The sequence below is a fragment of the Blastocatellia bacterium genome, from assembly GCA_025054955.1.
Taxonomy (GTDB): domain Bacteria; phylum Acidobacteriota; class Blastocatellia; order HR10; family J050; genus JANWZE01.
In genome coordinates this window covers 104,475-129,925 of record JANWZE010000050.1, presented here as the reverse complement: position 1 = coordinate 129,925, position 25,451 = coordinate 104,475, and the positions used below count along the sequence as shown (strand labels likewise).

Genomic DNA, 25,451 nt, shown 5'->3' with positions numbered 1-25,451 from the left:
GCGTGTGGTAGAATAACAAACGGAGGCGAAAAACATGAAGACGCTAACCTTTCAGGTGTCCGATGAGGTTTATGAGGCCTGTCAGCAGATGGCGGCCAAGTATGGGGGGACAACGGAACAGTACGTGCTTGAGTTTTTGGCTAAACATCGGCCGAAGCCGCGTCTAACTTTGACAGAGGAAGAGAGCCGTGAAGCTTGGGAACGCCTGCTGCGGCACGCAGGAGCCGAGAACCTCGGATATGTTACAGGCGCCGATAATGAGAGCATTGATGCAGACTTGGCACGGGAATACGCTAGCACCCATGAGGAGGGGTGATGTTGCTGGACACGTCTGGGCTTCTCTGCTACTACCATGCTGGTGAATCGCAACACGGAGATGCTGTGGCTTTTTTCAAGGCGGCTCCGACGCGGCTGACGCATAGTTACATCCTGTCAGAATTCGTCCCGCTCTGCCACGCGCGTAGGCTCAATCCCACCCGTGTGCTGGCGTTTGCAGCGGACTTGCTAACAATCCTCAGGTCGAAGTCGTTTGGGTGGATGAAGCCTTGCACCGTTCCGCATTAGCTTTGTTGCAATCGCGACCCGACAAGACCTACTCCCTGTGCGACGCGGTGAGTTTCGTGTTGATGCGACACTATAACATCACCGAGGCCCTCACGACCGATCGCCACTTTGAGCAAGAGGGCTTCGTGCGATTGCTGAAGCTATGATCTTTGAGCAAACCACTTCAATTAGGAACGCTGCATTCCCGGAATGCAGACGTCGGAACGCAGCCTGCAGATTTAAGTGCTGATAGCTGCGTTTGTGGCCACACCAACCAGGCTCAAGGTCAGCGCGGTGTCATCAATAACTGGACGCTAACGCAGCGTTGATCGCCGCAACGTTCTTGAAGCTTGACGATCTAGCGCCGAATCGCATGCTGTTCGGCCTCAGCACGTGGTGGGACCTGCTGGCGAAGAATTTGGGTATTGGTCCTCGAGAAAAGTGCAAGAGTATTGCGCGGCTGGTTGCACGTGCCCGGTGCTTTATCCGCTCGGCGATGTCCGGTTGATGATTGATACGTTTGCCGCTGAGCCGTGGTGATTACGTCGCTCGATCAAGCCGCTGCTTGAAGCGCCGATAGAGCCGAACCAGATGCTGAGCAGGCTGTTCATAGTAATGCTCCGGCTCCAGATCAATCCAACTGAGATCAGGCTCTGAGCGCTCAGGCGTGGCTTCAGCAAATTCACGCAGAACCGACACCGCCGGCTTTGCCGAGCCGTTGTAGCGAAACAAGCCAAAGAATCGTTCGTGCACGTTCTGCTGGCAGGGTGGTTCCGTCCACAGCGTCGGATCGTAATCGCTGTAGCACCACGCCAGCGCGCCTATCATCCCATAGCGGTGCAGCAACGCCACCGCTTGTTGATAGAACTGCATCGCCGCTTCTTCGCTCACTAGTGGTACCCCCGCCAACTTGACCCGTTCGGCTTCAGACAAAGGCGGGCCAATCGTCGGCTCGGTGGGGATACCGAACTCTTCAAACAAAACCTCCTTGCCACCTAACCAGCGTGTTAGCAGGCCAAGAAAAGGCAACAAAGCGGCATCAGTCGGACCATCAGCCCAAGGAGCATAAACCGGATAGCCGTGCATGCAGAGAAAATCACAAGCTGTGGCCGCTTCAGCCGGACCCAAGTGACGGTCTTCTTGCAAATCTTCCATGTGCAAGCCAAGCGTCACCGGATGGCGGGAGTCGTAGCGTTTGATCTGCTCGACCATCTCCCAGAGCCACTGTTGTGCTGTGAGGCGATCCGGCGGCACAACGTAGTTGGAGGATTCGTTTCCCAAGTCCCACGCCCAGAGCGCCGGATGACCGGCCAGGGCTTGAACGACAGCGCCAATCAACTGCTTCTGCGCCTCCCAGAGCGTTCGCTCTTGATAATAATTTCTGATGCGACGATGCCCCAGCTTCCCTCCAGAGAAGACCGGGAAACGATCCGCGCTCGTCTCCGACGTTAGCATCCACGTCGGCAGCCAGTTGACGCCGCTCATGTGGCCGGTGAAGAACGTCGGCATCAGCCGCAATCCAACGCTATGCGCCACATCGGCCACCACGATTAACCGACCCAGAGCATGACGTGAAACCCGCGCAGGCTCAGGCTGAAACTCCTCCCAGAGCAAGAAAAAGCGCACATAATCGAGCCGAGCTTCTTTCAACCGGGCGAAGTCTCGCTCCAGCACAGCGGGATCGAATCGCTGCCACCACAACATGGCTGTCTGGGCTGGCCAGTAATTCACGCCTACAATGAATGTGTCACTCATCACCGTATTCGTTAGTCATCGTCTGAGGGGTTGCTCTGGTCAACTGGCGGCTCACAGACCACTCGTGTCCGCGGGCGTGCCCGATGGCGTTCACGCGCCAGAATCTGCTCATACACGCGCAAGTAATCGGAAACCATCCGGTCTTGTGAGAACCTTTGTTCAACGACGCGCCGGCAGGCCGCGCGTTCAATCATAGGAATTCGTTTCAGCGCTTCCACCGCTTCATCTACACTGTTGACTAAGAAGCCGGTCACCTCGTGCTGCACCAGCTCAGGCAAGGCGCCCCGACCGCAGGCCACTACCGGCGTGCCACAGGCCATCGCCTCAATCACGCTCAGACCGAACGGCTCAGCGAAGTTGATCAGGTGAAGCAAGGCGTAGGCACCGCCCAACAACGCATTGTGTTGCTCTGGTCCCACCGGGCCAATATACTCGACATGATCTTTGAGCAAGCGCGGCGCGACCTGCTGATCGAAATAGGCCTGGTCTTGGATGATGCCGGCGATGATCAATCTCATCCCGAAACGACGAGCCGTCTCGATGGCTTCGACCGTGCCCTTTTCATGGTGAATCCGCCCAAAAAACAGCAGATACTCACCGGGCACTTCGCTCAGCCGATATTCATGCACGGGAATGCCGTGGTGGATGGTAGCTATGTAGTCGAGCTCAGGCCGGCGGTCTGCTTGGCTGATGGCGACATAGTATACCCGGCCGTTGTACTTCTGATAGACAGGCAGAATCCGCGGCGAAGAAAATCCATGAATGGTCGTCAGCAGTGGCGTTGACACAAGAGCACTGTAGGTCAGCGGCAGGAAATCAAAGTGGTTGTGGATGAGATCAAAATCGGCAGCGCGTTCGAAGGCCTCGGCAATGTGCAACGACTCCCACACTTTGACGTCCAAATGCGGGTCTTCGGAATATGGGCGGGGGCATACGGCCACCAGTTTGGCTCGCGTTTGGGAATCAGCCGTGGCCAGCAGTGTGACATCAACGCCACGATCAACGAGTCCTTCGGTGAGCAGATGGACGACACGCTCCCACGGGCCATAATGGCGCGGTGGAACGCGCCAGGAAATGGGCGCCAGCATGGCGATTCGCATTGTCCTTGCACCTCCTGGCGCAATGGTACTGTTGCACTCAACGGTCAGCAAGTCAGAGGGTCGGTTGAGCAGAGTCTGTCTTGATAACCCCGCGCGCGCATCACTATAATTGCCGCTTCGCAAACAAGCGGGTGGTGGTATTTCAAGTACTCACGCGGCCCATCGCGACGTGGCTAACAACCAATGAAACGATACAAACGGAAAACTCAGATCAATCAAATCGCCGTTATTGGCGACTACTTGCCCCGCCAGTGCGGCATTGCTACGTTCACCACGGACCTCTGTGAAGCGTTGGCGGCGGAGGCTCCAGGCACAAACATCTTCACCGTGGCCGTGAACGACACGGAGACCGGCTACACCTATCCGCCGCGCGTGCGGTTTGAAATGGCTGAAAATGATCTGGCCTCCTATCGGCGAGCGGCTGACTTTCTGAACATTAACAATGTAGACCTGGTTTGCCTTCAGCATGAGTATGGCATCTACGGCGGTCCTGCTGGCAGTCATATTCAGGCGCTCTTACGCGAGCTGCGCATGCCCGTCGTCACCACGTTGCATACCGTTCTTCGCGAGCCAAGCCCCCTTCAACGAAGAGTGCTGGAAGAGATCGCTCATCTGTCAGACCGGGTGGTCGTGATGAGTGAGCGGGGCAGCCAATTCTTGCAAGAGATTTACGGCGTGGCGGCTGAGAAAATTGATGTCATCCCTCACGGGATACCCGACGTTCCCTTCGTGGACCCAAACTTTTACAAAGATCAATTTGGTGTAGAAGGGCGGTTTGTTCTACTGACGTTTGGTCTGCTTTCACCCAATAAGGGCATCGAGAACGTCATCCAGGCGCTGCCTGCCATTGCGGCTCGCTATCCGCAGGTCGTCTACATTGTGCTGGGCGCGACGCATCCCCATATCAAGGACCGGGAAGGTGAAACCTATCGGCTCAGCCTGCAACGGCTGGCCGTCGCCCGACGGGTAGAACGCCAGGTGATTTTCCACAACCGCTTCGTCAGCTTGCAAGAACTGGTTGAGTTCATTGGCGCAGCAGACATCTATCTGACCCCTTACTTGAATCAAGAACAAATCACGTCAGGTACGCTCGCCTATGCGCTCGGCGCAGGCAAAGCTGTGATTTCCACGCCGTACTGGTACGCAGAAGAGCTGTTGGCCGACGGGCGCGGTGTGTTAGTGCCGTTTCGAGATCCGCAGGCTATCGCTGAGCAAGTCATCGCGTTGCTGGAAAACGAAGCTGAACGTCACGCCATTCGCAAGCGCGCCTACATGCACGGGCGGCAGATGATTTGGGCAGAAGTCGCCCGGCGGTATCTGGAGAGTTTCGAGCGCGCTCGGCAAGCGCGAATTCACGCGCCACGCCCCATGTTTGTCGCCAAGAGTTTGGAGCAACAAGGCGGCGACTTGCCTTCGATCAACTTGGATCATCTCTCACGGCTGAGCGATGACACGGGCATGCTCCAGCATGCAATCTTCACTGTCCCCAACTACAACGAAGGCTACACCACGGACGATAATGCCCGTGCCCTGATTGCGGCGGTGTTGCTGGAAGAGCTGCATGCCGTCGGACGCTCGCAGGTGTTGGCGTTGGCCTCCCGTTATCTGGCGTTTCTCTGGCATGCGTTTAATCCGACGACGAATCGCTTCCGCAATTTTCTTTCTTATGATCGTCGTTGGACTGAGACGATCGGCTCGGAGGATAGCCATGCGCGCGCGTTGTGGGGCCTTGGTGTGGTCATTGGGCGCTCGGCACAGCCGGGCCTACGTGGGATGGCCACTCGCTTATTTGACATGGCGCTGCCCAGTATCTTGGAAGCGACGAGTCCACGCGCATGGGCGTTTACCCTGCTTGGCCTCCACGAATATCTAAAGCGGTTTTCCGGCGACCGCGTCGCCCAGCAAGCGCGCGAACTCCTCGCTGAACGACTCATGCAGTTATACCAGAGCCATAGTTCGCCCGACTGGCGCTGGTTTGAAGACATCCTGGCCTACGACAATGCGACCTTGCCTTATGCGCTCCTGCTGAGCGGCCATGATATGGCGCGTCCCGATATGTTTACAGCAGGCATGACAGCTCTTGCGTGGCTCACCGCGATCCAGCGGTCGGATGAAGGACATTTCGTCCCTATCGGTTCGCAGGGCTTCTATCCGCGTGGCGGAGAAAGAGCCCGTTTCGATCAGCAACCCGTTGAAGCGCAAGCCACCGTCTGGGCCTGTTTGCAAGCTTATAGCCTGACCGGCGAGCGGAGCTGGTATACCGAAGCTCAACGCGCCTTTGAGTGGTTCCTAGGACGGAACGACTTGGGGTTGCCGCTGTATGATCCTACCACTGGCGGCTGCCGCGATGGACTGCATCCAGACCGCGTCAATCAAAACCAAGGCGCCGAATCCACATTGGCGTTTTTGCTCGCGCTCTTGCAGATGCGGTTATCTGAATACGTCGTCAATAGCGCAGACACTACAACCAGTGCCCATGAACTATCAGAATAACCATCACGAAGTTCTCTTTCACCGACATCCAAACAATCCCATCCTGACTGCCGCCGATTGGCCCTACCCGGCTAACAGCGTGTTTAACGCCGGCGCCACGCGACTGGAAGACGGCACGACTCTACTATTGTGTCGTGTCGAAGACCGGCGAGGCCACTCCCACCTGTGCGCAGCGCGCTCGGCCAACGGCATTGATGGTTGGCAGATTGATCCCCAACCCACGTTGATGCCCGACCCAGAGCGCTATCCAGAGGAGCTCTGGGGCATTGAAGACCCGCGCATCACCTATGTTCCCGAACTCGGCCAGTACGCCATTGCCTATACGTCTTACTCGCGTGGCGGCCCCGGCGTCTCATTGGCGCTGACACGCGACTTTCGCACATTCGAGCGCCACGGCGTCATCATGCCGCCAGAAGATAAGGACGCTGCGCTGTTGCCACGACGTATTGGCCAGTATTGGGCATTGATTCATCGGCCGGTGACCGCCCTGGGCGCTCATATCTGGATCTCCTATTCGCCCGATTTATATCACTGGGGAAGTCACAAACTGATCCTGGAAGCGCGACGCGGGGGTTGGTGGGATGCTAACAAAATTGGGTTATCGCCCCCGCCGATTGAGACGCCCGAAGGCTGGCTCGTGCTTTATCACGGCGTGCGACAAACAGCCTCAGGGAGCCTCTACCGACTGGGGCTGGCCTTGTTTGATCTGGAGACACCAGAACGGTGTTTGCGCCGGAGTGACACGTGGATTTTCGGGCCTGAGGCCCCTTATGAACGCTTTGGCGATGTCAACAATGTGGTGTTCCCCTGTGGCTACACACTCGGGCCGGATGGCGACACCATCAACCTCTACTATGGCGGCGCCGATACCTACATTGCTCTGGCTACAAGTAGCATTCGCGCGCTGCTTGATTGGCTACGACGAAACGGACGACCGCCAGAACGCAGCCTATGAGCTTCTGCCCAAGTGAGCAGCGCGTCGGTTAACACTGACGCCAAAACAAGCACAGGCTGCTTGCGCGCGGCACGACGCGATCGCCCTCTGCTCGCCCTCGATGAGCATTGCGTTTTTCTCGTCGAGAACGTATCATGCTTCGCGCTTGCCTCATTATGCTAGCCAATCTTCAACGCTATCATCGGCCCAGCACGTTGAGTGAAGCGATAACGGCTCTGAAGCAAACTCCTGATACAACGGCGGTGCTGGCCGGAGGCACGCACCTGATCGAAACCGGCTCAGACAGCATCACCGACCTCGTTGACATCACGCATCTGGGGCTCGATTTCATCCGTCGTGACGCCAGCCAAATCTGCATTGGCGCTACGACGTCGCTCCAACAGATCATTGATTCCAGCGTGATTCAACAAGTGGCTGACGGTATTCTGGCCACGGCGTGCCGTATGACAACAGTGTCTCGCATGCGACGTAACGTCTCTACGATTGGCGGCGAAGTCGTGGCGGCTGCGCCCTCATCAGGCGTGACGGTGGCGCTGCTGGCGTTGGGCGCGCGCTTATGCGTAGTGGGTGACTTCGAGCAAACGGTTTCGTTAGACACATTCTACGAAGAAGCGCCACAGCCGTTGCGTGGAGCGATCATCACAGAGGTGGTCATTCCAAGTCCGCCTCCACAGACGCGCGCTGCTTTCCTGTCGCTCGGAGCCATTGCATCGAGCTTGCCGATCATCCACGTTGGCGCAATGGTGGCGCTCCAACCCATTGGCTGTCAAATAGCGCGTCTGGCCGTCGGCGCAGCGACGCGCAAGCCCATGCGCCTCGCGTCGGCCGAGGCGCTCTTGATCGGGCATAAACTCGATGAGGCAACGATTAACGAGGCAGCAGCCGCAGCCGCCGCGAGCATTGATCCAATTGACGATGTGCGCGCCAGCGCCACATATCGTCGCCAGATGTGCCGCGTGCTGGTTCGTCGCGCTCTCGAACAACTCAGGCAATGACCTTATGCGAATCGAGTTGACCATCAATCATCAAACAAAGTCCTTCGAGATTCGGCCAAACCTGCTGCTGATGGAGCTACTCCGACAGCAACGGTGCTACAGCGTCAAGCATGGTTGCGAGACGGGCGATTGTGGCGCATGCGCGGCGCTGGTCAATGGCAAATTGGTCAACACCTGCATCATGCTGGCAGCGCAAGCTGATGGCGCTGACATCATCACGCTGGAAGCCATCGGCGCGCCGGAGCGCTTAGATCCGCTGCAAGCAGCCTTCGTTGACACAGGCGCGATTCAATGCGGCTATTGCACGCCGGCGATGATCCTCGCGGCCAAGGAACTGCTGGATAGAAATTCGCATCCGACTGAAGCGGACGTGCGCGATGCGCTGGCCGGCGTTCTCTGTCGGTGCACCGGCTACGTCAAGCCGGTGGAAGCTGTGTTGCGCGCGGCCCAACAACGCTGAATTCAGGCGATGCAAGCGATACAGGCAATATGATGAGCGACGATTTCAACGTAGTCGGAAAAAGTGAACGTCGGGTTGACGCCGTCAAGCTGGCGTTGGGCAAGCCGGCGTTCGTGGATGACATTGAACTGCCGGGGATGCTCCATGCCAAAATCCTACACAGCCCGCACGCCCACGCGCGGATCGTCAACATTGATGCGAGCCGCGCGCGCCAATTGCCGGGGGTGGCGGCTGTGCTGACGTACCGCGATGTCAAGCGAATTCCTTTCGCCACCGCCGGTCAAGGTCATCCGGAGCCATCGCCGTATGACACGGTCATGCTTGACAACAAAGTCCGATACGTTGGCGACCGCGTCGCTGTGGTAGCGGCTGAATCATTAGAGGTCGCTCGGCAGGCGCTCCAGTTAATTGATGTTGAATACGAAATCCTACCGGCGATTTTTGATCCCCAGCAGGCTATGCAACCGGGCGCGCCGATCATTCATGACGAACCGGATTGCTCCGGCGTCTATGATCCTCAACGAAACCTGATCGCGCATCTGCATGCCGAAGTCGGCAACGTGGCTCAGGGATTCGCGCAGGCTGATCACATCCTTGAACGAGAATACCGCACGCATTACGTGCAGCAGGCCTCGATTGAACCGCACATTGCCATCACCTACTTGGATGAAGACGATCGGTTGATCATCCGCACCAGCACACAAGTGCCGTTTCATGTGCGTCGCATCGTGGCTCGTGTGCTAGATATTCCCGTCCGCCGGATTCGTGTCATCAAGCCGCGCATCGGCGGTGGCTTTGGCGGTAAGCAAGAAATCTTGATCGAAGACCTCTGCGGCGCGCTGACTCTGCTGACGCGGCGCCCGGTTCGACTTGAATACACGCGCGCTGAAGAACTGACGGCGGCGCGCACGCGTCATCCCCAAATCATTCGGCTCAAAACCGGCGTTACCCGTGAGGGGCGCTTGACCGCCATCGAAATGAACGTGCTGGAAAATGGTGGCGCCTACGGCACTCATTCGCTGACTGTGATGAGCGTCACCGGCAGTCGCTCGCTCTCCTTGTACCGATGTCCTAACATCCGCTTTGAAGCCAACGCTGTCTATACGAATTTGCCAGTGGCTGGCGCGTTTCGCGGCTATGGCGCGCCGCAAGGCTTCTTCGCGCTGGAATCACACATGGACGAGCTGGCCGAGCTGATCGGGATGGACCCGATTGAATTTCGCAAACGCAATGTCGTCAAGCAAGGCGACGAGACGCCGATTGCTGAAGTGCTCGGCGAAGGCCGCGAAGGCTATAAGCAGATCATCCGCAGCTATGGACTCGATGAGTGCATTGAGCGCGGCATGGAAGCGATTGGCTGGAAGGAAAAGCGACAGCAAGCAGCGAGCAGCCAGCAGGGGCCCGGGGTCAGACGTGGCGTGGGCGTGGCGCTTGCCCTGCAAGCTTCGGGCATCCCCGGCGTGGACATGGGCGCGGCTTCGATCAAGATGAACGAGGACGGCAGCTTCAATCTGCTCGTGGGCGCAACCGATATTGGAACCGGCGCCGATACGGTGTTGGCGCAGATCGCTGCCGAAGAATTGTCCGTCCCTGTGGAGCGCATCATCATGTATTCCTCGGACACCGATTTCACCCCGTTTGATCCGGGCGCATACGCATCCAGCACGACCTACATTTCGGGCGGGGCCGTGAAAAAAGCCGCCGTGCAAGTCAAGCAACAAATTCTCGAAGTAGCCAGCCGATTGCTGGAGGATAATATCGAAAACTTGCGATGCGAGGCAGGTCGCGTGATGTCGGTCTCCGGTCAGAGCGTCAGCTACGAAGAGATTTGCTTGAGCGCGCTCTATCAGCGCGACCAGTTTCAAATCATGGCAGTCGCTTCACACATGTCGTATGACTCGCCGCCGCCGTTTGCTGCGACGTTCGCTGAAGTGGAAGTGGACACAGAGACAGGCGTCGTTCGCGTCGTGAAAATTGTCTCGGCGATTGATTGCGGCATCCCGGTCAATCCACAGGCAGCGGAAGGTCAAATCGAAGGCGCAGTGACTCAGGCGCTGGGCTTCGCGCTGACCGAAGATATGCCGCATGACGGTCAAGGACGGATGCTCAACACCGACTTCAAGACCTATCGCATCTTCACGGCGATGGATATGCCGGAGATCATACCGATCCTCGTAAAGACGTATGAACCGACCGGCCCATTTGGCGCCAAAGCGATTGCCGAAATCCCGATCAACGGACCGGCGCCGGCCATCGCCAACGCAATTGCCAATGCCGTTGGCGTCAGACTCAGAGACCTGCCGTTCACCCCGGAAAAAGTATGGCGAGCTTTACACCAACGGTGAAGCAGGAACAACATCGTCTGACCACTGCGATGAATCAACCGCACCCCCAGTCCAACCACTATGCAGTCCAGTTGCGCCATGTGCAGCACACCTATGATGAAGAACCGGTCTTGATTGATATTTCGTTCACGGTCAGCTATGGGCACATGGTTGTGATTTTGGGCGGCTCTGGCAGCGGCAAATCAACCATCCTGCGACTCGTGTTAGGATTGATCAAACCTGATAGCGGCGAAATCTGGATTGATGACGAAGAAATCACGCGGATGCCTGAAGAGAAACTGTTGAATGTGCGGCGCAAAATGGGCATTGTGTTCCAAGGCGGCGCGTTGTTTGATAGCTTGAGCATCCGTGATAACGTTGGTTACCGCCTGATCGAAGCTGGGTGGCCCGAGGAAAAAATTGACGAGGAAGTCCATCGGCAACTGGCCTTCGCTGAGTTCACTGAAGATATAGACCGTCCAGCTTCGGACCTGTCCGGCGGCAAACGACGCATCGTGGCCATTGCGCGAGCGATGGTCGGCGATCCGCGCATTCTCTTATTCGACGAACCGAGCGCCGGACTTGACCCCCCGTCGGCTCGCCGCTTGTGTGAATTGGCGGCCAAATATCGGGACATTCGTCAAGTCGCCTCCATCTACGTCACCCACCGCATGGACGATGTGCATTTCTTATCATCCGTTCGCTACACCACCGATGCGACCGGTCAGGTGATCGCGCAACACCGCGATGAATGGCAAGATTTCGCACTGGACAACACCCGCTTCATTATCCTTCGCGATCATCGCATTGCGTTTGAAGGCACCGTTGAGGAGATGCTCAACTCATCGGATGATTACGTTCAGCGATTCCTCGGACGAGTCGAAGCCGAGGCTGAAGAACTCATCGTTAGTTAATCCCCAGTTCCGCCAATGGAACAGCAGCAGCGCCAATAGGCCGCACTTGATCCGTGCGGCTCGTTTTACTGTGATCGGCAGACAGCTCGCAGTGAATCGGTTATCCAATGGCCAAGTCGTTCCACCCGCGTGTGCGGTTCAACCCATCAGGCTGCTGATGCGCAAATGCGTTTCAACCCATCAGTCTGAGCCATTGATCCAGGCTGCTGATGCGCAAATAGTGATTGGTGCGCTTCTGCTCGCCGATGGTGCTGGTTGGACGGTCGGCATAATCGTGACCGGGATACAAAATCGTTTCGTCGGGCAGCTTGGCCAGTTTCTGGGTCAAGCTCTCATACATTTTTTCGGGATCAGCCCCCGGCAAATCAACGCGGCCACAGCCGTTGATAAACAGCGTGTCGCCAGAGACCAAATGTTGACCGTTAACCAGAAAGCACTGGCTGCCGGGCGTATGGCCTGGCGTATGAATCAACTCAATGCGCTGCTGACCGACTTCGATCACATCACCGCTCTCATGTTGCACCAGATCGGAGTCTGACAGGCCGGTGATTTTTTTCAGCCCACTCGCCTCGTCACGATGGACATGGACTTTGACGCCGACACGTTCCAGCAACGTCGAGAGACCTTCAATGCCCAATCCCATGAAACTGCCGCCCACGTGATCAGGATGATAATGCGTGGCCAGCGCGCCAATCAGGCGCATGTCGTCGCGCTCGATAATCTCAAGCAAACCATCAATGTCCCAGGCCGGATCAACGATCATGCACTCTCTCGTCTGCTGATCGCCGAGCAGGTAAACAAAGTTGACCATCTGCGCCGCAATAAGATTTCGCCTGGCAAAATCACGACCAGCCAGCAATTGTCGAAAATATAAGTTCTGTGTCATAGACCGTATCATAGCATCCGGCGCTTCGTCGAGCTAGACGTCAGCGGCTGCTGGAGGCAAGCTTAAGCTGTTTCCGATCTTCATACTTCACGCTCAGGCGCAGACGCGGCAACGAACAGGCGTGGCGTGTTCCGATGGCTCTCCGGCTTCTTGCATTCTTCAGAGTGAAAGGGTTGAGCAATGCCCTGCCCCGACTCTCGCTTGACTTTGGGCTGTGCGAGGTTGGATACTGTCACCGGCCACAAGAACTGAAATAGGCTCGGAGGGGTGAAAGCACGGGGGAGGTCGTGGGTCAGCGTGGCGGTGATGTAGCAGCTCGAGCATCGAGCCGAGCAGCGAATCAGTGAGGGACAACAAAGCGTAGCCATGACTCTACCGGCGGAATCCAAAGCAAGCTCATCCCACCAACCAAACCACCAATCCGGCCGCGATGAATCGTCTCAGGCATCGTGGGCGGCTGAACCCGATCATGGCTTTTTGCCTATTTTGCAACAGGCGTCCGCGTGGCTCGATGCCTCGGCCAGCCTGATTGCCACTCGCAAATATGACACCGAACCACTGCGCCTCATCGCTGTTCATCAACCCAATGCTGCATTCACACACGCTGAGCTTGAACAACTTTGCCAGAGCCTACCCGCCGGCTGGGCGTGGAGTCGCCAACAACTGGTCTACTTGTCGCCGAAAGAATTGACATCAAGCTTTCCCATCTTGCCGGGATTGACGGAACTGATCTACGCGCCCTTGACGCCGCCTGACAAGGCCGCCGGTGTCTTATGCCTGGCGCGACGCGGCACCGTGGCTGTTTGGGATGGATCGGCCTGTCAATTGGCCGAACGTCTGGCTCAACACATCAGCTTGGGCATAAGCATGAATCAAGTTGCCGAAGACCTGCGGCGCCAACTGGGCCATGATCCAGCCGCCAGAGAAACCGTGCAGGCGCTGCGCGCCACCTGGCGAGCCATCAGCGAGACACACACGCGCGCGTTGCATGAGCTGTGGAATGAAGTTGCCCGACGGCGCGAGCTTCAAGCACAAGTTTTACTCTCGGAGAAAATGGCCGCCGTTGGCCAACTCATTTCCGGCGTCGCTCATGAACTGAACAACCCGCTGACGACCGTGTTGGGGTTTTCTGAGTTGGTCTTGATGAACGAGCAGCTCAGCGACGAGCTGCGACGCGACGTTCAGACCATCGTGAGCGAGGCGCATCGGGCGCGAAAAATTGTGCAGAATCTGCTCTCCTTTGCTCACGCGACAGAACCGGTCAAAGAACGGTGCGACGTTAATCGCATCCTCGAAGAAACAGTCGCGCTGAAGGAGTACGAGCTCCGCACCAGTCAGATTGAGATCGTGCGCCGCTTGGCTCCGACCTTGCCGCCGGTCATTGCCAACGCTGATCAGTTGAAGCAGGTGTTCTTGAACATCATCGTCAATGCCCAACAAGCGATGATTGAAACAAAACCGCCAAGGCGGATCGAAATGACCACGGCGCTAACCACAACGTATGTGGCCGAATCGCCGAACCAGTGGGTCAGCATCTCTATCCGCGACACCGGTCCGGGGATTGCTGAAGAACATCTCGGCCACATCTTCGATTTCTTCTTCACTACCAAAGCAGCCGGCCAAGGAACCGGCCTCGGATTGGCCATCTCGCAGAACATCGTGCAAGAACATGGCGGACGCTTGCGCGCGCGCAATGCTGATGGCGGAGGCGCCGAGTTCATCATCGAGCTGCCGGTCGAATCAACATAAGCGCGAACCTGCGCCAACGCTCACAATCCAGAGGTCACACAGTCTGAGTCTGCCTCATGGGCGTCTGCTGAGGCCGTGCTAATCGCAACGAGCGCGATGACGAGTTGCTGTGTTTCTGCTTTGTATCGGCATGATCAAGCAAGCAGGCTCAATCAGAGGCGAGCGCCTTTTCAACGAAACCGGTCAGCTCGCGGACGGAAAACGGTTTCACTAAGAACGGCAAGCCGGTTCGTTCCAGAAAGGCCAGCGTATGAGGGCTGACAACGTCGCCACTGGAGAAGACCACGCGACGCGCCTGCCTGGGATTGTGCTGCTCGATATGGGCGTAAACGTCCATGCCGCCGATGTCAGGCATCTTGAGATCAGCGATGATCAGATCATAGAAATTCGCTTCGATGCGGCGAATCGCTTCATGACCATTACTGACCGTCTCAACGTGATAACCACGCGCTTTTAACACACGGCTGACGAGCTCCAGCACATGTTGCTCATCGTCCACGACCAGGATGCGTTTGGCCGGCGCGGCTGGTGGGGTCGCACGCGAATGGTCTGGCTGTTCAGTCCTCTGGGTAGAAGCAGGCGGCGACAACATTTGCATCTGGCGAAGATGCGCGATCATCTCTGTGAGGAGCTGCTGCGCCTGGCTCAGTTTCAAGTTGACCGATTCGCAGAGGCGAAGCGCGGCCGGTCGAGTTTCGCAAGCGTCACGCCATTGTTGCAATGGTTCGACGAACTCGTTGAGGCGAGCCTGCACGTCCTGCGCTTGACGCAACAAATCGTCAATAAGCTGATGGGGTTGACGCTCTGGTTTCACTGGATTCATCGCTGTCACTTCAGACGTTTCGTTCTGATTCAATACCCAGACGCGGTTCACTTCTGGTTCCGCTGGATTCATCGCTGTCACGCTGACGGGCGCTGGCCACGAGATCGGTTTTGATGCATATCGTGTAGATGCCAACATGAACCGGCTCGTTCGGTCGAAGCGATCGAGTTTGATCGCGCTCCAGCTCAATGCCGGCAATAGATATAGGATTTTGCCCCTTCATCGTCACCTCATATCCGCGTGGCGTCTGTTTGACGATCATGTGCAAGCGGCTGATCTCTCGATCTTCGGGCAACGGCACATCCACCGGTATGTCTTTGCTGCCGCGTCCGACGCGCGCTTCGGCTTGATAGACAGGATAGACTGTCGGCTGCGGGACGCCGTGACGTTGGACTTCGATGTAAAAGCGCGGCTGCCGCCGAATGGTCGTCAACTCATCGTCCGACTCCGCAGCCGGCGGCGTCCTTTGCTGGCGCGGCGGCGCTAGCTGAACCACCGTTGGCTCAGGCTCCACATCCCAGGACGGTTTGACATAAAACTGACCTTCGGCCAAGCCGCTGTCCACGCGAAGCTCAACCCAAAACCTATCCGCGTGCAATCGAGCTGTGCCGGCCAGTTGCCGCGCCGATTCGGCCGCTCGATTCCCCAAGCCGCGCACAAACCCCTGCCGCTTAGCCCCCTGCAACCGATCATGATCAGCCATGCTCATGAAGACCAAATACTCCGAAGGAATATAGATTGGCTCGCCGGGCGGCTGAAACATCTCCATTCGCATGACCCGCTCGATTTCACGCGCGATGCGATCAAAGAGCTCATTCCAGCGTTGCGGCGGCGAGGCCGATTCCATTTGCTCATAATCTTCATCGAGCGAGCTGATCATATCTTTGATTCTTTTCAACCATCGCGGAGCCATGACCGCTATCCTCCACTGCGTTTCACGTAACGGCTTGAGACCCATCCGCGAGCGCGCCGCCAGCCCTGCCGTTGAACGTCCCAACATGTGAGGGTTTCAACCTCCAACCACACCCCATCAGAACTCTCTCGCAAAATTTCGACTCGCGCTCCACCCGGAATCGTACACCGCACGGCGGAAGAGGTCGTTGGCCGTTCACGGAGATTCAAATTCTCAGCCATGACCACAGCAGTTTGCTGGGTCCCTCGGCGGCTGCCCAATCCAACCCGATCATGAACCCAGAACATGATACCCAGAAATCCGGCCATGACGCCGAACATAAATACGTGCCGATCCCACCCGGCTGGCTGACTGCGCCGTGCTGATACAGCACCAGGCGACGAAGCCGAACCGGCGCCAGTTGACCCGAGTTGCTCGCTTTGACCAGGCGGCGCGCTCTCAGGTCTAAGAGTCACTTCGACTCGATCAGGCCGCGCATCCTCCAAGGCCTCACCTGTGGTGAGCGGCGCGTCAGACCCAAGACTCACTTCAACTCGGTCAGGCCGCGTGAGAGCAATGCGGATTGAAGGATCAAGCGCGCGAGCCGGCTTACGAGCTCCACGAACGACCGTTGCGTCATCTTGAGGTTGAGGCGCCGGTTGGGCAACGACCGATCTCAAGCTGTTCAATGCCTCCTGAAATGCAGTGATCGTGGCGTACCGTTTGGCTGGCTCATGTTGTGTGGCCTGATTCAAGATGTGTAACAATGGCTCTGCCCACGGCTGAGCCGAGAGGCTTGACGGCAGTGAGGTGATCGGCTGCTGGAAAAACTGTCGGGGCGCTTCCCCACTCAGCATGACGTAAAGCGTCTTGGCTAAGCCGTAGACATCGGCGGCAGGCGTCAATTCGCCCGTCGGGCCCTCAAAACCAAAGCACTCAGGCGGAGCATAGGTTTCTGTGCCGATACCGCGCGTGACCTCGGCCTGATCATCCTGCAACACTTTGGCGATGCCAAAGTCGCTGATCTTGACCACGCGCTGCTGCGCATCAAGCAAGAGATTTTGCGGTTTGATGTCGCGATGGATGATGCCGCACCGGTGCGCGTACGAGAGCCCTTGACAGACCTGCTCAACATAATGCAACGCTCGATCCAACGAGAGCGGCTGCTGCCGGCACAAGTGCATCAGGTCACCGCCGGCCATGTACTCAATCACCAGATAAGGAAATGTTCGACGATTCCGATCAATGGCTTGATCGTGGTCGAGGCACGTGATGATATGAGGATGTTGCAACCGACCGAGCACCTCGGCTTCTCGGTGGAAATAGGCGATTAACTTCTGTTCTAATTCGGGGTCCGGCATCCCTTTCAGCGCCACATTCAACGCCTTGAGGATGATCAACTGCTTGGTCTGCCGATCATATCCCCTGAATAACTCCGTATAACTGCCGCAGCGGACGTGACGCTGAATGAGGTATCGGCCCTTGATGGTCAAACCATGAAGATCGAGTTCGTACATTGCTGCGTACTCACGCTATGGTCAGCCACAACGAGGTGGCGCGTCTCCACCTGACAGCCCAGCGGCTGAGCTGACCGTTGATGCAACGGCGTTGCAGCAGCAACGGCCATCGGTGTGGCTTGTTGCCCGAAAGGTTCACGTGTGTGCCTGCCATAGCGATTTTCAATTGCCTCTACCGGGGAGCGCCCGCTCTTGCGGGCTCATGCTTGCCGGCTGGCACTCCCAGGGTAAACTCACTTGCGCGCCGGGCTAGCGTTTCGCCTTGAGCGATGCTGCCAAGGCGGCGATGGCTTTCTCATTGTCGCCTGCTGCATGAAAAGCGGCGGCGGCGCGCCAATAATCGTCTGCATGCCCGCCGAGCGCGGCAGCCTTTGAGAATGATTCGGCTGCCAACAAATAGCTCTTCATGGCCATGTGCGTTCTCCCCAACCAGTGATGAGCCTCAGCCAGCCCTGGCTCGTTGATCGTCACTTGTCGAAATACATTCAAAGCTCGTGTGTATTCGCCTGCTTCAAACGCCTGACGCCCTTGTTCGAGCGCCTGCTGAGTTGGCGTCAACGCAGGAAGCGCGGCGTGCTCTGACGGAGAAGTTGGAGAGAAGACCGGTCGAACATAAACGCCGACGAAAAAGGCGACCACGACAGCCAGCGCCAGAAACAACGGCATGAGGACACGACGCCCCCATCCGTGTGCCGCAGGCATCACCACGTTCTGTTGCGGCAGATGACCTGTCAACGTCTGCGCCTGAGTCGTCGCCGGCTCGTCGTCGGCAACCGGCGTGGGCGTCGGCGTCGTTCCGGCAGCAGGCTTGGATAAATCAACCTGAACGCGCGCCAGCCGACGCTTGCTGACGTCTTCTGTCGCAGTGACAGATTCTGCTGAGTCACGGCTCAAGCTCCCGCTGATCCACGGCGCGTTTTCCATCTTGACTACGATGGCCGTCAGATTGTCTTTGGCGCCTCGCTCGTAACACAACGCCTTGAGCATTTCGCAAACGCTCTGTGGGTCAGGTTCCTGAGCTAATATCTCGGCCAATTCCTCATCGCTGATATGACGCGTGATGCCATCAGTGCACAATAAAAAAGTTGTATTGGGAGGAATCGGGATGACTTTCGTTTCAGGCGTCACTTCTGGTTCAATGCCAAGCGCGCGGGTGATGATATTCCGGTTGATTGTTCCCATCAGCGTGCGATCCACGTCTTCCAACTCTTCGACCAAGGAATGGTCTTTCGTCTCTCGGTAGAGCACGCCATCGGTATACCGGTAGATGCGGCTATCACCAACATGGCTGAGCGTCGCTTGTTTGCGTTCGAGCAAAATCAGCGCCAGCGTCGTCGCCATGCCACTCAGCAATTCATCGTCAACGGCCATGTCATACAAATAGCGGTTGGCATAGGCGATGACCTGATCGAGGAACTGACTCGTTTGCGCCGGCAGGCGTTTATTCATGAACTGATTTTTGAGGATTTGCATCACAACCTGGCTCGCCACGTCGCCGGCATTTTGTCCGCCCACGCCATCAGCCACGGCAAAGAGGGGAACGTCCTGCAACGTCACATAGCTATCCTCGTTCGTGACACGCTTGGGATTGAGGCCGCGATCACTCACAAACCCGTAGTGACCATATTTGAACGGTCTCGATTGAACCGGTTTTCCTGGCTCTACTTTCATGGCTGACTCGGTGGGTTCAATTGTAGCGCATTTCGTTGTGAGATGCCCAACAAAATTCCTACCATCGTGAACGATGTCAACAACGACCAGCCACCATGACTGACAAACGGCAGCGTAATGCCCGTCATCGGCACAAGCTTGACGACGCCAGCGACGTTGACCCAAGCTTGCGCGAGCAGAAACGCCGTTGCCCCGGCTGCCAGCAATTTCGTGTACATGTCTGTGGCCAACATCGCCTCGCGCCAGCCAGCCGCGCCAAGCAGCAAGAACACGAATAACAGGCTCGCCCCGCCAATCCAGCCCAACTCTTCAGCAATGGTTGAGTAGATGAAATCGGAATCGGCCACCGGCACGATCTCTGGCAGCCCCAGCCCGAAACCAGCGCCGACAAGCTGTCCGCGACTGATGCCAAAGATGGCCTGGATCAGTTGCGACCCTTTATCGAACCAGGCATCTTCGTTCGTCACCGATGCGGCAGCGCCGTACTGCTTGCGGATATCCTCAAGGTAAGGCGTCCACCACTGGGCTGTTTCTGGCGGCGGCTGCCATGTTTGTCTCCACAGATAATAGCGATAGATGACGCGCTCAGGTATGCCGCCGACCGATGACAACAACACGAACACCGCGACCAGAATGAGCAGCCCTGGGATCAATTGGCCAGGCCGCTTGACCGCCACCAGATACAACACAGCGTAGACTATGCTAAACACCCAGAGCTGACCAAAATCACCAAGCACAAAAAATGGAACTAACCCGCAACCAGCCGTCACGATCAACGGCAGCAGGAATCGCATCGGTGGCACACCCCAGCGCGTTTTGCTCAACGGACGATAAGAATCAACCAAGATACTGCTGAGGCTCAGCAGAAACAGCACCTTGGCCGGCTCCCATGGCGTCATGCCACCGATGAATTTGCCATCTCGCGTGAAAAACACAACGATGATCATCAACGGCAACAATGTAGCCACAGCGATCATCAAGCCGTGCCGCTGCACTCTCAGCAACATCGTTTCTCGACACACAAACCAACATGCCACCATCAATGCCAGCACGCTCAAGATCGGCGCCCAGGTCCGCGCAGAGAGCAGCACCTGGGTCAAACCAACTGCCACAGAAGGCTCACGGGCGGGCTGAGGCAGTTGCATGACGCGGGCGACCTCTTTCAACGCCTCGCTGCGTTTATTGCCGTCGCTGCCGCTCTCGGGATTCTCTGACTCGAGGCTGATCGCAGCATCGCCGAACACATAAGCGATTTTGGCGCGGTCATACTCTTGGGCGACCGCGCGTGACCGGATAGCTTGCGCTTTCGATAATCGCGCAGCGGATTTCTGCGCGCCGCGCCCTGTGTATTCAGGGTCACTGAACAAGCGATACTGAGCAAGCTGCCCAATGGCAAAGAGAATGACAATGCACGTGTACAACGTCAAATTGCCTCGATAGCGCCACACTTTGACCAGAACCACAAAAACGAGAATCAGCAAAGCCAGTGATAGAAGGTCGCGGGTGGCCATCGTCCAACTCGGTGAATATCCACGCAGGCGCGCTGCTGAAATGATTGCCCAATAAGCAACGAGGGCTGATACCCAAACTACGCACTGAATGAACAGGTGAGTTGTCGGCCGGTTTTTCATTTAACCTTGCATCGTAGACGTGAATTCCGGTCTTGAGATTTCAAGCTTGGGATTTCATGGCCTCACATCGTCTATCCAGCGCCTTTGAAAACGCCATACTCCGTTGCGCGTGCCTGCTCTTTCAATGTTTTTTCAATCGGCATTCCGCTAAATGTAGGCACAGATTCACTGATGAACAGATTTTCAATCAGCCAATCAGTGAATCGGTGCTCGATTTTCATCGTTTCTCGCGTGTTGTCCCTGACGACATCAGCAGCCCCTCCAAAAGGAAGGCTGAACCCCGATGCCTCGGCTCATGGTTTGAGCCAGCGCTTCCGCGCTGCTGCTTCTACCAACGCCGCTGCTATCGGCGCCGCCGTCTCAGAACCATATCCTCCACCTTCAACAACGATGGCATAGGCAATCTGCGGTTGATCTGCCGGCGCAAACCCAATGAACCATGAGTCTAATCGCGTCTGCGATCCTTCCATAAATTGGGCTGTGCCCGTCTTTCCCGCCGCGCGAATCCCCTTAGCTCGCAATGCCGCAAACGGGCCAGCCGCCGTCCCACCCGGTTCCGTGACCCGCACCATCATGGCTTGAAGCGTCCTGGCATCTTGTGCCGACAAGACGCGCCGCAGCAATTGAGGATCACGCTGCATATCCAATCGCGCGGTCATCATCTGGCCATCATGAGCAATGGCTGCCGCGACCAGCGCCATGTGCAGAGGCGTTACCTGCACAAATCCCTGACCATAGGCTTGAAAGGCCAAGTCGCCGGCCGTTGTTTGATCCGAAAGCACCAGCCGGCTCACATTGGGACGGAACACACGTGAAAACGCTGCCTGCGAATCGTTCCACAGACGCGCATCAAACTGACGCTCCCGTGCCTGTTCGGGCGTTGCGTCTCGCCGAAATCCGAACTGCTCGGTCGTGGCAGCCAACTGCTGATACCCTAACTTGACGCCCAGTTGCGCGAAGTACTGGTTGCATGAAACGCGCATGGCTGCGCCGAGATCAATTTGACCATGCGCTTGCGCTGGGCCTCGATCATCATAGATCAACTTGCTGGCTCCAGGCGGACGATACCCTTGAGCCGTACAAACAAATTTCGGATTGGACCAACCATGCGCTAACGCCGTTGCGGCGACAATCACTTTGAAGGTTGAGCCCGGCAAATAGTACTCATGCAGCGCGCGATTCAAAAACGGTTTTTTCGGGTCACGGCGAAGCTGATTCCATACATCGTCCTGATCAATCATGTGTGGATCAAAGGTGGGAAAACTAGCCATCGCCAACACATCGCCGGTGTGGACCTGAACGATCACCACAGCGCCGGGTTTGTTGGCGTGCGCTAATTGATCGGCAGCCAGCGATTGCAACTCCTGATCCAACGTCAACACGACATCCTCGCCAACAAGGGTGCGCCGTGGCAACAACTGCCAACGGCTCAAACTGCTGCCTAGGCGATCCTCATAAGCCAACTCAATTCCACTCCGACTGCGCAACATGCTGGAATAACCGACCACATGCACCGCCTTCTGGCCGAGCATATAGACGCGCTTCATGCTGCCTCCGTCCCAGCGATACCCAGCCAAGCCGCTGGCTACACTGTGAGCCCGATCAAAAATCCATCCGCGCAGCCCAATCTCTTCAATCCGGCGATGCCGCACGTCCCGACGCTGTTGTTGCTGAACAAAGACTGCATCCTCACTCAGTGGGCCGGCTGCGAAGAACGACCAGTAACCATGCATGCTCATCAACCCGACATAGAGCACACAGGCCATCACGCCGATCCAACGCAGCCACGCAGCCGGCTCACGCGGCAGCGTCGTCGCCGCTGTCAAGCGGCTGCGCCACCGAGCTCGCTCCTGCCAGCTCAGAGCGAGCAACAACCCGACACAGACCGTCAGGCTGATGAGAAACATGATCGTCAAGAACCTGGTTTCCAGCACACTCCCTTATTCCTGAATCAAGATAAACGAGACACTGCCCAGCGTCAGCTCGTCGCCAAGATGCAGCGCCTGCGTCTCTACAACCCGCTGCCCGTTGACAAATGTCCCATTCGCGCTGCCAAGGTCGGATACGAGAATCTCCCCTCGCGGGTTGAGTGATAATGCGGCATGGAACCGAGAGACTGTTGGGTCAGCTACGACAATATCATTATCGCCGGCTCGACCAAGCGTCACCCGGCGTGGCGCATCAGCCTGGCCTAACGAAAGCAAACTCTTTCGACCGTCTTCTCGTTGGAGCCACCATTGCTGAGCCGGCTGGATGGATGGCGGCGCAGCCACACGCAGCGCAAACGGCTCGCGTAACGATGGATCACCCACGATCTCTATGACCAACTTAGTCCCCAATTGATAACGATGATCGCGCACATAACAGCGGGCGGTTTCGATCAACTCTTGACGAAGCGATTCGATCATCTCCTCATCCAGTTGGGAGAAGAGCGGCTCACTGAAAGCCACCTGCAATCGCCCGGCAAACACCCGTTTGACGCCATGTTGATCGGCTGTCAGGTGCGACTCAATCGCTTGATAGAGAGCCGGAACTAGCGAGTCGAACGTGGCCCCACTGCCACTGCGCCCCAGCAATGCATCGGCGCGTGTTCCGAGCTTTTCAACCCATCGGCGTAAGAACTGTTCCATAGTCGTAAAGTGAGATTGCGCCGCGCGTCGTGGCGAAACTGACTGACGCCGTGCATACCAACCCGCCCATCGCAACTACTCGGAAACGGCGAACCCTCGTTGCCGCGCGGCCTCATAGAGGATAATGGTTGCCGACATCGCAGCATTTAACGACGCCACCGACGCCTTCATCGGAATGCTAATGATTTGATGTGACAATGCCACCGCCTCCTGTGATAGGCCAGTGGCCTCATTGCCCACTAACACGGCCGTTGGCTTGGTCAGATCAACGGTCGTGATCGTCTCTCCGCGTTGCACAGTGGCAGCCAAAATCTGCAGCCCACGTTGCTCAAGCGACGGTAACACCGCATGCAGCCGTATACGATCAATCACCGGCACACGTAAGGCTGATCCCATCGAGGCGCGCATGACTTTCGGTGAAAAAGGATCAACCGTGTGCGGCGTGGTGATGACGCCGTGCAATCCCAGCGCTTCTCCTGCGCGCAACATCGTCCCCAGGTTTCCCGGATCACGCCATCCTTCCACCACCATCAGCAACGCGGGGCCACACATGCGCTCGAATAATTCTTCGATACTCCATTGTCGGCGCGGGGCAATGGCCACGATCCCTTGGGGCGTTTGCACATCACTGAGATACTCCTGAATCTCCCACGAGGTCACCTCGCAACGAATGCCCTGCCGTGTCAATTCACCAACCAGTTTGGCCACTGCCGGATTGGTTAGCAAATCTCTGGCGACCATAACCGAGTCCAGGGTGATCCGGGAGCGCAGCGCGTCTTCAATCAGGCGAATTCCTTCAAGGAAGAAGCTGTGGCGATCCACGCCGACCCGCACTTGGCGATATCGCTTGACCAGCGGATTGTGACGGCTAAAGATGGGCATAAGAGCCGGCATCCGAGTGTAGCAGTTTTTCGCATGCTTTGCGAGCAGCTCATACAGGTCGAAGACAAGCGCGTGCCAGCCAATCTCTCTGACGAATTAAAAATGATCGGGCGTGTCGCTGCGCCGGTTTTCCTCGAGCGGCTCGCTCACACCACGACGAAATCCGCTCGCCCACACGCACAGCGCATAGGTCAGCAGCGGCCAACATACGACGCTCCACAGCACCAATCGCCAATCAGCGACCAAGCGGCGGAGCAACCGTCCGATGATCACCGTCAGCCGATATGGCACGAGCAGCGGTGTCAGAAATGGAAGGCGCGATAGGAATTTGCCCGCGACAAGTCCTGAATGACGAGACCGACCCGACCAGTAGCCAAGTTTTCGCAATCGGCGCCGCATGTCTTCCATCGAATTTAGATTCATGTGAGCGACGCGGATGCGCGGATCAAACCATAATGGCACGCCGGAGCAGACGGCCAGATGCCGTGTGAAGATGATGTCCTCCGAAGCCTCCATCGTGACGGGAAATCCACCATATCGGTTGAACGCCTCACGCTTGACAGACAAATTGCACGAGGGCAACCAGCGGGCCTCTCGCGGCGATCCACTGGGCAGGTACTCCGAGAACTCGATGGCAAACAACGCAGCGCCGGCGACCGTATAGGGACGCGCCAATGAGACAGACCCGCCAACGGCAAGATAAGGTTGTTGGTGAGCGGCAACAATCGCCTCAATCCATGAGGCGTCAGCCCGGCAATCAGCATCCACAAACGCCACCACCTGACCACGACTCCGCTCAACGCCCAGATTGCGTGCCTCGGCAGGAAACGTGCGCTGATCGCGCCGAATGAGCCGAACATGAGGAAATTCCGCTTGAACGATCTGTGGCGTCGCATCCGTAGAGCTGTCTACGACGATGACTTCAAAACTGACGCGCGTATGCTGACTCAGGATGGAACGCAGGCAACTTCGAATGTGACGCTCTTCGTTAAATGTGGGAATGACAACTGACACCTGCGGCTCTTGCACGGTTGCATCATGGCTCATGCAGCAACGCTAACCAATCGCTCCGGCAGAAGGCAAGCCGGCGATTGCCTGACGGCGAGGAGTTCCAGGAGAGCCGTTCAGGTTGGCAACCCACCAACACGGCAGGTGAACGCCGGCGTGAGGCAAGCAGCGTGACCGAGACGAATTGCGGACTGGGGAATGCGGATTGCGGATTTACGGCTTC

The 25,451-nt window shown here is 57.1% G+C and carries 21 protein-coding genes and 1 pseudogene; 9 read left to right on the top strand and 13 right to left on the bottom strand.

Translation table 11 applies throughout. The features are described 5' to 3' along the window. The first annotated feature begins 34 nt into the window (after nt 1-34). Nucleotides 35-316 carry a hypothetical protein gene (locus tag NZ823_07000; protein ID MCS6804877.1) on the top strand — a complete coding sequence of 94 codons (282 nt, stop codon included), beginning with the start codon at nt 35-37 and terminating at the stop codon, nt 314-316. Continuing rightward, nucleotides 316-710 (top strand): annotated as a pseudogene (locus tag NZ823_06995) (PIN domain-containing protein). Before NZ823_07000 ends, NZ823_06995 begins: the two are co-directional and overlap by 1 nt. 373 nt (nt 711-1,083) lie before the next feature. On the opposite strand, the gene NZ823_06990 reads toward NZ823_06995, so the two are convergent. Then, a complete protein-coding gene (locus NZ823_06990) occupies nt 1,084-2,298 on the bottom strand; it encodes a hypothetical protein (protein ID MCS6804876.1) in 1,215 nt (404 codons plus the stop codon). A gap of 11 nt (nt 2,299-2,309) precedes the next feature. Then, the gene (locus NZ823_06985; protein ID MCS6804875.1) at nt 2,310-3,398 is read right to left on the bottom strand and encodes a glycosyltransferase family 4 protein; all 1,089 of its coding nucleotides are present in this window, start codon (nt 3,396-3,398) and stop codon (nt 2,310-2,312) included. A 183-nt stretch (nt 3,399-3,581) separates the two neighbouring features. Here NZ823_06985 and NZ823_06980 point away from each other — a divergent pair, with 183 nt between their 5' ends. The 6 genes from NZ823_06980 (at nt 3,582) to NZ823_06955 (ending at nt 11,539) form a co-directional block, all read left to right on the top strand. Then, on the top strand, nt 3,582-5,891 hold the full coding sequence (locus NZ823_06980; protein MCS6804874.1) for a glycosyltransferase family 4 protein: 2,310 nt from the start codon (nt 3,582-3,584) through the stop codon (nt 5,889-5,891). Then, nucleotides 5,875-6,846: a glycosidase gene (locus NZ823_06975; protein ID MCS6804873.1), complete on the top strand. Its 972-nt coding sequence runs from the start codon at nt 5,875-5,877 to the stop codon at nt 6,844-6,846. Before NZ823_06980 ends, NZ823_06975 begins: the two co-directional genes overlap by 17 nt. Before the next feature lie 134 nt (nt 6,847-6,980). Beyond that, on the top strand, nt 6,981-7,841 hold the full coding sequence (locus NZ823_06970; protein ID MCS6804872.1) for an FAD binding domain-containing protein: 861 nt from the start codon (nt 6,981-6,983) through the stop codon (nt 7,839-7,841). Nucleotides 7,842-7,845: 4 nt separating this feature from the next. After that, nucleotides 7,846-8,301 (top strand): (2Fe-2S)-binding protein, encoded by a 456-nt coding sequence (locus NZ823_06965; GenBank protein ID MCS6804871.1) that lies wholly within the window; start codon nt 7,846-7,848, stop codon nt 8,299-8,301. A 32-nt stretch (nt 8,302-8,333) separates the two neighbouring features. Next, nucleotides 8,334-10,646, top strand: coding sequence for a molybdopterin-dependent oxidoreductase (locus tag NZ823_06960; protein MCS6804870.1), 2,313 nt, complete (start codon nt 8,334-8,336; stop codon nt 10,644-10,646). Then, nucleotides 10,622-11,539 carry an ATP-binding cassette domain-containing protein gene (locus NZ823_06955; protein ID MCS6804869.1) on the top strand — a complete coding sequence of 306 codons (918 nt, stop codon included), beginning with the start codon at nt 10,622-10,624 and terminating at the stop codon, nt 11,537-11,539. The genes NZ823_06960 and NZ823_06955 overlap by 25 nt, the downstream gene beginning before the upstream one ends. Nucleotides 11,540-11,711: 172 nt before the next feature. On the opposite strand, the gene NZ823_06950 is transcribed toward NZ823_06955, so the two are convergent. Continuing rightward, entirely contained in the window at nt 11,712-12,425 is a 714-nt protein-coding gene (locus NZ823_06950) for an MBL fold metallo-hydrolase (GenBank protein ID MCS6804868.1), read from the bottom strand. A 366-nt stretch (nt 12,426-12,791) separates the two neighbouring features. On the opposite strand from NZ823_06950, the gene NZ823_06945 reads away from it, so the two are divergent. Beyond that, nucleotides 12,792-14,174 carry an ATP-binding protein gene (locus tag NZ823_06945; GenBank protein ID MCS6804867.1) on the top strand — a complete coding sequence of 461 codons (1,383 nt, stop codon included), beginning with the start codon at nt 12,792-12,794 and terminating at the stop codon, nt 14,172-14,174. Between the two features lie 148 nt (nt 14,175-14,322). On the opposite strand, the gene NZ823_06940 is transcribed toward NZ823_06945, so the two are convergent. The 10 genes from NZ823_06940 to NZ823_06895 form a co-directional block, all read right to left on the bottom strand. Continuing rightward, nucleotides 14,323-14,997: a response regulator gene (locus NZ823_06940; protein MCS6804866.1), complete on the bottom strand. Its 675-nt coding sequence runs from the start codon at nt 14,995-14,997 to the stop codon at nt 14,323-14,325. Between the two features lie 10 nt (nt 14,998-15,007). Further along, nucleotides 15,008-15,910, bottom strand: a complete 903-nt coding sequence (locus NZ823_06935) for a DUF3662 domain-containing protein (GenBank protein ID MCS6804865.1) — start codon at nt 15,908-15,910, stop codon at nt 15,008-15,010. Nucleotides 15,911-15,915: 5 nt separating this feature from the next. Beyond that, nucleotides 15,916-17,406, bottom strand: coding sequence for a serine/threonine protein kinase (locus NZ823_06930; GenBank protein ID MCS6804864.1), 1,491 nt, complete (start codon nt 17,404-17,406; stop codon nt 15,916-15,918). 249 nt (nt 17,407-17,655) lie between these two features. Next, the gene (locus tag NZ823_06925; protein ID MCS6804863.1) at nt 17,656-19,077 is read right to left on the bottom strand and encodes a protein phosphatase 2C domain-containing protein; all 1,422 of its coding nucleotides are present in this window, start codon (nt 19,075-19,077) and stop codon (nt 17,656-17,658) included. Continuing rightward, the gene (locus NZ823_06920) at nt 19,074-20,588 is read right to left on the bottom strand and encodes an FtsW/RodA/SpoVE family cell cycle protein (GenBank protein MCS6804862.1); all 1,515 of its coding nucleotides are present in this window, start codon (nt 20,586-20,588) and stop codon (nt 19,074-19,076) included. The genes NZ823_06925 and NZ823_06920 overlap by 4 nt, the downstream gene beginning before the upstream one ends. Nucleotides 20,589-20,779: 191 nt before the next feature. Beyond that, nucleotides 20,780-20,929, bottom strand: a complete 150-nt coding sequence (locus NZ823_06915) for a hypothetical protein (protein ID MCS6804861.1) — start codon at nt 20,927-20,929, stop codon at nt 20,780-20,782. 72 nt (nt 20,930-21,001) lie between these two features. Beyond that, a complete protein-coding gene (locus NZ823_06910; protein MCS6804860.1) occupies nt 21,002-22,642 on the bottom strand; it encodes a penicillin-binding protein 2 in 1,641 nt (546 codons plus the stop codon). 6 nt (nt 22,643-22,648) lie between these two features. Then, nucleotides 22,649-23,338, bottom strand: coding sequence for an FHA domain-containing protein (locus NZ823_06905; GenBank protein ID MCS6804859.1), 690 nt, complete (start codon nt 23,336-23,338; stop codon nt 22,649-22,651). A gap of 75 nt (nt 23,339-23,413) precedes the next feature. Then, on the bottom strand, nt 23,414-24,220 hold the full coding sequence (locus NZ823_06900) for an RNA methyltransferase (GenBank protein ID MCS6804858.1): 807 nt from the start codon (nt 24,218-24,220) through the stop codon (nt 23,414-23,416). Between the two features lie 96 nt (nt 24,221-24,316). Further along, on the bottom strand, nt 24,317-25,267 hold the full coding sequence (locus NZ823_06895) for a glycosyltransferase (GenBank protein MCS6804857.1): 951 nt from the start codon (nt 25,265-25,267) through the stop codon (nt 24,317-24,319). Nucleotides 25,268-25,451 lie beyond the last annotated feature (184 nt).